We start from the raw sequence: 7038 nt of genomic DNA, 5'->3' as shown, positions 1-7038 counted from the left end.
CTCGTGCATGACCGATAGCGAACTAGTACCGTGAGGGAAAGGTGAAAAGCACCCCGACAAGGGGAGTGAAAGAGTACCTGAAACCGGTCGCCTACAAACAGATGGAGCCCGCAAGGGTGACATCGTACCTTTTGTATAATGGGTCAGCGACTTAGTGCAGCGAGCAAGCTTAAGCCGGTAGGTGGAGGCGTAGCGAAAGCGAGTCTGAACAGGGCGTTCAGTTCGTTGCACTAGACCCGAAACCGAGTGATCTAGCCATGAGCAGGCTGAAGGTACGGTAACACGTACTGGAGGGCCGAACCCATATCTGTTGCAATAGATCGGGATGACTTGTGGCTAGGGGTGAAAGGCCAATCAAACTCGGAAATAGCTGGTTCTCCGCGAAATCTATTTAGGTAGAGCGTCGACCGAATACCCCCGGGGGTAGAGCACTGGATGGGCTAGGGGTCCTCACCGGATTACCAAACCTAACCAAACTCCGAATACCGGGGAGTACTAGTCGGCAGACACACGGCGGGTGCTAACGTCCGTCGTGGAGAGGGAAACAACCCTGACCAACAGCTAAGGTCCCCAAGTTATGGCTAAGTGGGAAAGGATGTGAGACTCCCAAAACAACCAGGATGTTGGCTTAGAAGCAGCCATCATTTAAAGAAAGCGTAACAGCTCACTGGTCTAATTAAGGGGTTTTGCGCCGAAAATGTAACGGGGCTAAAGCCATACACCGAAGCTTTGGATTGCGCATCCTTCGGGTTGCGCAGTGGTAGCGGAGCGTTCCGTAAGTCAGTGAAGGGAGACCCGTGAGGGCTCCTGGAGATATCGGAAGTGCGAATGCTGACATGAGTAACGATAAAGGGGGTGAGAGACCCCCTCGCCGAAAGTCCAAGGGTTCCTGCTTAAAGTTAATCTGAGCAGGGTTAGCCGGCCCCTAAGGCGAGGCCGAAAGGCGTAGTCGATGGGAACCACGTTAATATTCGTGGGCCTGGAGGTAGTGACGGATCGCGGACGTTGTCTTCCCTTATCGGATTGGGAGGGCAGCCATGCGGTCCCGGGAAATAGCTCCTCCGTATAGACCGTACCCGAAACCGACACAGGTGGACTGGTAGAGCATACCAAGGCGCTTGAGAGAACTCTGCTGAAGGAACTCGGCAAATTGCACGCGTAACTTCGGGATAAGCGTGACCCTTCGGTGGGCAACCATCGGGGGGTGGCACAGACCAGGGGGTAGCGACTGTTTATCAAAAACACAGGGCTCTGCGAAGTCGCAAGACGACGTATAGGGTCTGACGCCTGCCCGGTGCCGGAAGGTTAAGAGGAGGGGTGCAAGCTCTGAATCGAAGCCCCGGTAAACGGCGGCCGTAACTATAACGGTCCTAAGGTAGCGAAATTCCTTGTCGGGTAAGTTCCGACCTGCACGAATGGCGTAACGACTTCCCCGCTGTCTCCAGCAGAGACTCAGTGAAATTGAATTCCCCGTGAAGATGCGGGGTTCCTGCGGTTAGACGGAAAGACCCCGTGCACCTTTACTATAGCTTTACACTGGCATTCGTGACGACATGTGTAGGATAGGTGGTAGGCTTTGAAGCTAGGGCGCCAGCCTTGGTGGAGCCACCCTTGAAATACCACCCTTGTCGTTATGGATGTCTAACCGCGGCCCGTCATCCGGGTCCGGGACAGTGTATGGTGGGTAGTTTGACTGGGGCGGTCGCCTCCTAAAGAGTAACGGAGGCGCGCGATGGTGGGCTCAGAACGGTCGGAAATCGTTCGCTGAGTGCAATGGCATAAGCCTGCCTGACTGCGAGACAGACAAGTCGAGCAGAGACGAAAGTCGGTCATAGTGATCCGGTGGTCCCGCGTGGAAGGGCCATCGCTCAACGGATAAAAGGTACGCCGGGGATAACAGGCTGATGACCCCCAAGAGTCCATATCGACGGGGTTGTTTGGCACCTCGATGTCGACTCATCGCATCCTGGGGCTGGAGCAGGTCCCAAGGGTATGGCTGTTCGCCATTTAAAGCGGTACGTGAGTTGGGTTCAGAACGTCGTGAGACAGTTCGGTCCCTATCTGCCGTGGGTGTAGGAATATTGACAGGATCTGTCCCTAGTACGAGAGGACCGGGATGGACGTATCTCTGGTGGACCTGTTGTGGCGCCAGCCGCATAGCAGGGTAGCTATATACGGTCGGGATAACCGCTGAAGGCATCTAAGCGGGAAACCCACCTGAAAACGAGTATTCCCTGAGAGCCGTGGAAGACGACCACGTCGATAGGCCGGGTGTGGAAGTGCGGCAACGCATGAAGCTTACCGGTACTAATAGCTCGATCGGCTTGATCATTCTCATTGCTCGTGCCCATCACGCCTCCGGCGCGATGATCCGTTTGTCCTCACGGATGAACGCGGCTGCGCCGCTATCCTCCGGACGGGGCGCGCAAACATGCGCGACGGCCGGTCGGCCTTGCGGAACCTGCGGTTCCGGAGCGCCGGCACGGCAAAAGCATGAAAACCAGCTTCTCGAAAAGATACATGCGCTTCGCCGACCTGGTGGTCATGGCGGGGTGGCTGCACCCGTTCCCATTCCGAACACGGCCGTGAAACGCCCCAGCGCCGATGGTACTTCGTCTCAAGACGCGGGAGAGTAGGTCGCTGCCAGGTCTGCAAAGTGCATGGAATCCACTCTCTTCACAGATGATCCGCCGGTCGCGACGGTAAACGGACGCCTCCGGACACGACCCTTCGTCGTGACGGAACCACACTCATAGGTGCATGCCTATGATGACGCGGGGTGGAGCAGCCCGGTAGCTCGTCAGGCTCATAACCTGAAGGTCGCAGGTTCAAATCCTGCCCCCGCAACCACCGATACCGACACTCCCGTGAGCCCAGCTCCGGGAGCTTTGTTTTTTGTAGCCTTTCCAACAGCCTGACGCTCTGTCCACTCCAGAATGGTGCGCAATTCGCCGTGCAGCGTGGCGAGAATCTCTCCCCGTTCCGGTCCCGGCGTCAGCACGATCTTCTTGACGTGCTCCCCGCTTTGTCCCCGCCTATAGGTTAGCCCTGTTCACGTTGTGTGACAAGGAACATGAGGCCGGTGTGTCTGTAGCCGACCTGTGCCGCAAGCATGGGGTGAGCGATGCCTCGATCTACAAATGGAAAGCCAAGTTCGGCGGCATGGAAATGTCCGAAACCAAGCGGCTGAAGGCGCTGGAGGACGAAAACACGAAGCTGAAGCGGCTTCTTGCGGATGCCATCGGCCGCACTCGGGCCTCGGCTGGATGACACCCGCCGAATTCGCTCAGACCATCAACCCGCCGCTGCCGCCCCGAACACAGAAACCCAAAATCGCTGGAGCGAACTCAAAACTGGATAAAACTTCGGGGCAAGGTCAAGCACAGTGCATATCCCCTCTGGCCCACGGCTCTCGCCCAGCACCTCGCCATTGTCGGCCATTACCCACAGGCGGAAGCTGGACGTTCCCCAATCTACGGCGACATAGGCGGCAGTCATCGGCTAACTGTTAGCCGTGCTGGCGGACTGACAGGCCGCCATCGATCGTTAGGCACGTCGCCGTCATGAATGGACATTCGTCCGAAATCATGAACACGGCTGCGCGCGCGATCTCTTCGGGAGAGGCAATACGGCCCTGCGGATGCAGCGCCATCGTTTCGACCTTGGCCGCTGCCGGATCGGGCGCAGCATCCCACCAGTCGAGAACCTTTTGCGTTGCGACATAACCCGGCGCGATAGCGTTCACGCGAATGCCCCTCGATGCATATTCGAGGCCCAAGGACTTGGTGAGCCCCATGAGTGCGTGCTTGACCACCGGGTAGGGAAACGTGCCGGGAATGATGGTGAAGGAATGGGTCGAGGCGATGTTGAGAATGACCCCATGCCTGCGCTCAATCATCGCTGGCAGGACGGCGCGGCAGCACGCCCATGCGCCCTCGAGGTTGATCGCGAAGGCGCGGCGCCATTCGGCTTGCGAGGTTTCGAGCGGGTCATGGAAAACGTTGACGCCGGCATTGTTGACAAGACCGTCGAAGGCGCCCTTTTCGGCGAAGACTCCTGCGACCTGTTCGGGAACTGCGATGTCGCAGACCTCCGCATCGATCCGGCGCTCAGGGTTCGCCGCTCGGATATCTCGGGCCGCCGATTCGAGCGCTGTCCGGTCGATGTCGAGCAGCAGCAGATCGGCGCCCTCGGATGCGAAATCGCGTGCGATGGCGAGGCCGATTCCCTGTGCCGCGCCGGTAATGGCGATAAGCCTTTGATCCAGCCTGCCCATTGTCACCACTCCGCTACCGAGCCATCTCGATGGCGCCAGAGCGGACTGCGCCAGCGGTGCCCCGTCTCGGCGGCGCGGATCACTGCATCCTCATCGATTTCGATGCCTAGACCGGGCCCTTGCGGTATCTCGACCATGCCATCCTTATAGGCAAATACGCTCCGATCGGCGAGATAGTCGAGAAGGTCGCTGTCGTTATTGTAGTGGATGCCCAGCGACTGTTCCTGGATGAAGGCGTTGTGGCTGACCGCGTCGACATGCAGGCAGGACGCGAGCGCGATCGGCCCGAGCGGGCAGTGAGGCGCCAAGGCCACGTCGTAGGCCTCGGCCATCGCCGCGATCTTTCGGCATTCGGTTATTCCCCCTGCGTGGGAGAGATCGGGCTGGATGATGTCGGCGACGCGGCTTTCGAAGACCTGCTTGAAATCCCAGCGCGAATAAAGCCGCTCGCCCAGCGCGATCGGCGTCGAGCTGTTGCGTATCACTTCGGCAAGAGCGTCCAGGTTCTCTGAAAGCACAGGCTCCTCAATGAACATCAGACGGAATTGCTCAAGTTCGCGGATCAGGATTTTTGCCATGGGGCGCTGCACCCGGCCGTGGAAGTCGACGCCAAGGCCCACATGCGGTCCCACGGCGTCACGCACAGCGCCAATGGTTTCGACGATATGGTCGATCTTGTGGTGACCATCGACAATCTGCATTTCCTCGGCGCCGTTCATCTTGAGCGCCGTAAAACCGTTTGCAACAGCCGCCCTGGCGTTGGCCGCGACGTCTTCGGGACGATCACCACCGATCCAGGAATAGATGCGAATCCGGTCCCGGCAGGGACCGCCCAGCAATTGATGCACGGGTTGGCCGTAGGCGCGGCCCTTGATGTCCCACAGCGCTTGGTCGATCCCCGCGATAGCGCTCATCAGGATCGGGCCGCCCCGGTAGAACCCGCCCCGGTACATGATCTGCCAGAGATCCTCGATCCGCAAGGGATCGGCGCCGATCAGGCGATCGGCGAGCTCCTCGACCGCCGTCTGGACCGTGTGGGCCCGGCCTTCGACCACCGGCTCACCCCAGCCGCAGATACCCTCGTCGGTCTCGATCTTGAGGAACAGCCAGCGCGGCGGGACGAGGAACGTCTTGAGTGCTTTGATTTTCACCGCTGGCTCCCCAGGATCAGGGTTGCTGCCTTGTCGCCCACCGCCATGGCGGCGGCGTTGGTGTTGCCCGAAACGATGTTGGGCATCATTGAAGCATCGATGACACGCAGGCCCTCGGTCCCGCGTACGCGCAGCGAGGGATCGAGCACCGCAAGCGGATCGTCCTCGGCGCCCATCCGGCAGGTGCCGACCGGGTGGTAGCCCGTCTTGACCGTGCGGCGGCAATGGGCGCCCAGCGCCGCGTCGCTCGTCACGTCGATGCCGGGGAAGATTTCAGTCTCGATCAGTTCCTTCATGGGGGTTTCCTCCAGGACGCGCCGTGCGAACCGAAGGCCGGCGATGGTCGTTTCGAGGTCGCGCTGGTCGGCAAAGATCTGTGGATCGACCACCGGGAGGGCCTCGGGATTTCTCGAGCGCAGCCGAACACTGCCACGAGATTTCGGCTGGAGCAGCAGCGAATTGATGGTGACGCCGTGGCCGGGATCTTTTCCCGTCACGTCGCGGTCCAGATAGACCGTCGGCACGCAGAACATCTGAACCGTGGGACGGCCGCCCGCGCCTTTGGGGTCGAGAAAGGCGCAGCTTTCAACGCCGGTGGTGGTGGCCGGACCGGACTTGAAAAGAAGGTACTGCAGGCCCGCGAGGATCATTTTCAGACCCTTGTCCTGTCCGTAATAGCCATAGGCCCCGTTGGTCGTGGCAACGACCGGGCATTCGTAATGGTCCTGAAGGTTCGCGCCCACGCCTTCGAGCCGGACGTCCACGGCGATGCCATGCCGCCGCAATTCAGCTTCCGGGCCGATGCCCGAGAGCATGAGGAGCTTTGGCGTCTGATAGGCGCCGGCGGCAAGAAGCACTTCGCCGGCCCGTGCCGGATAAACCTGGCCTGCCTGCTTCCAACTGACCCCGACCGCACGTTTCCCTTCAAGGATCACCTTCTCGACAGTGGCCCCGGTTATGACCTTCAGGTTCGGCCGGTCCATGACGGGCGCAAGAAAGGCATCGACCGGCGAGCAGCGCCGGCGGCCGGTCCAATCCATCGTATGCTGCATCAGCCCGACGCCGCGCGGGTCACCGTCATTGAAATCGGGCGTATAGGGAATGCCCATGCCCTGCATGGTCTTGAGCCAGGCCCGGGTCATGGGGCTCGTATGGCCCAGATGCGAAATTTTGAGAGGGCCGCCGACGCCGTGAAGGGGACCACCCAAATGGTCGTTGTCCTCCTGACCGGTATAGTAGGCCAACAGGTCGTCCCAATCCCAGTCGCCGGTTCCGTTGCCGCCGATGGCGCGGTTCCAGTCGGCATAGTCCTCGCGCTGCCCGCGCATATAGACCATCGCATTGACCGTGCCACCTCCACCCAGCACCCGGCCCTGAGGCACGGTAGGCGCCCGGCCATCCAACTGCGCCTGCGGCTCGGTTTCGTGCATCATCAGGTAGGTGTCCCTGGCGAGGAACTTCATGTAGCCCGCCGGGAAATGCATGATCGGATTGGCGCGGCGCGGTCCCCGCTCCAGCATCAGGACTTTGGCACCTGCTGTCACGAGGCGGGACGCAGCGACGCAAGCAGAACTGCCGCCACCCACGAGAATGTAATCGTAAACGTCCATA

The 7038-nt window shown here is 60.1% G+C and carries 3 protein-coding genes, 1 tRNA gene, 2 rRNA genes and 2 pseudogenes (1 of these 8 only partly in view); 4 read left to right on the top strand and 4 right to left on the bottom strand.

Features of this window, described 5'->3' with window-relative positions; translation table 11 throughout:
• The 4 genes and pseudogenes from PVE73_RS23605 to PVE73_RS23590 form a co-directional block, all read left to right on the top strand.
• Positions 1-2332 (top strand): 23S ribosomal RNA (locus PVE73_RS23605); it begins 480 nt to the left of the window's first position.
• Between the two features lie 202 nt (positions 2333-2534).
• Positions 2535-2649, top strand: a 5S ribosomal RNA gene (gene rrf, locus PVE73_RS23600).
• A 124-nt stretch (positions 2650-2773) separates the two neighbouring features.
• Positions 2774-2850 (top strand) — tRNA-Met (locus PVE73_RS23595).
• Between the two features lie 198 nt (positions 2851-3048).
• A pseudogene (locus PVE73_RS23590) lies at positions 3049-3243 on the top strand (transposase); the annotation flags it as partial.
• 141 nt (positions 3244-3384) lie between these two features.
• On the opposite strand, the pseudogene PVE73_RS23585 reads toward PVE73_RS23590, so the two are convergent.
• The 4 genes and pseudogenes from PVE73_RS23585 to PVE73_RS23570 all read right to left on the bottom strand — a co-directional run.
• A pseudogene (locus tag PVE73_RS23585) lies at positions 3385-3498 on the bottom strand (2-dehydro-3-deoxygalactonokinase); the annotation flags it as partial.
• 10 nt (positions 3499-3508) lie between these two features.
• Positions 3509-4276, bottom strand: a complete 768-nt coding sequence (locus tag PVE73_RS23580; protein WP_277364580.1) for an SDR family oxidoreductase — start codon at positions 4274-4276, stop codon at positions 3509-3511.
• 2 nt (positions 4277-4278) lie between these two features.
• Complete coding sequence (gene dgoD / locus PVE73_RS23575) at positions 4279-5427, bottom strand: galactonate dehydratase (protein ID WP_277364579.1); 1149 nt, start codon at positions 5425-5427, stop codon at positions 4279-4281.
• Positions 5424-7037 (bottom strand): GMC family oxidoreductase N-terminal domain-containing protein, encoded by a 1614-nt coding sequence (locus tag PVE73_RS23570; protein WP_277364578.1) that lies wholly within the window; start codon positions 7035-7037, stop codon positions 5424-5426. Before PVE73_RS23570 ends, dgoD begins: the two co-directional genes overlap by 4 nt.
• Position 7038 lies beyond the last annotated feature (1 nt).

The sequence above is a fragment of the Chelativorans sp. AA-79 genome (assembly GCF_029457495.1).
GTDB lineage: Bacteria > Pseudomonadota > Alphaproteobacteria > Rhizobiales > Rhizobiaceae > Chelativorans.
Note: the sequence above shows the minus strand (reverse complement) of the source record. Positions and strands in the feature narration are given on the sequence as shown.

Coding starts and splice junctions, on each gene's coding strand:
- PVE73_RS23580 (WP_277364580.1), bottom strand. CDS start 4,276: ATGGGCAGGCTGGATCAAAGGCTTATCGCCATTACCGGCGCGGCACAG.
- PVE73_RS23570 (WP_277364578.1), bottom strand. CDS start 7,037: ATGGACGTTTACGATTACATTCTCGTGGGTGGCGGCAGTTCTGCTTGC.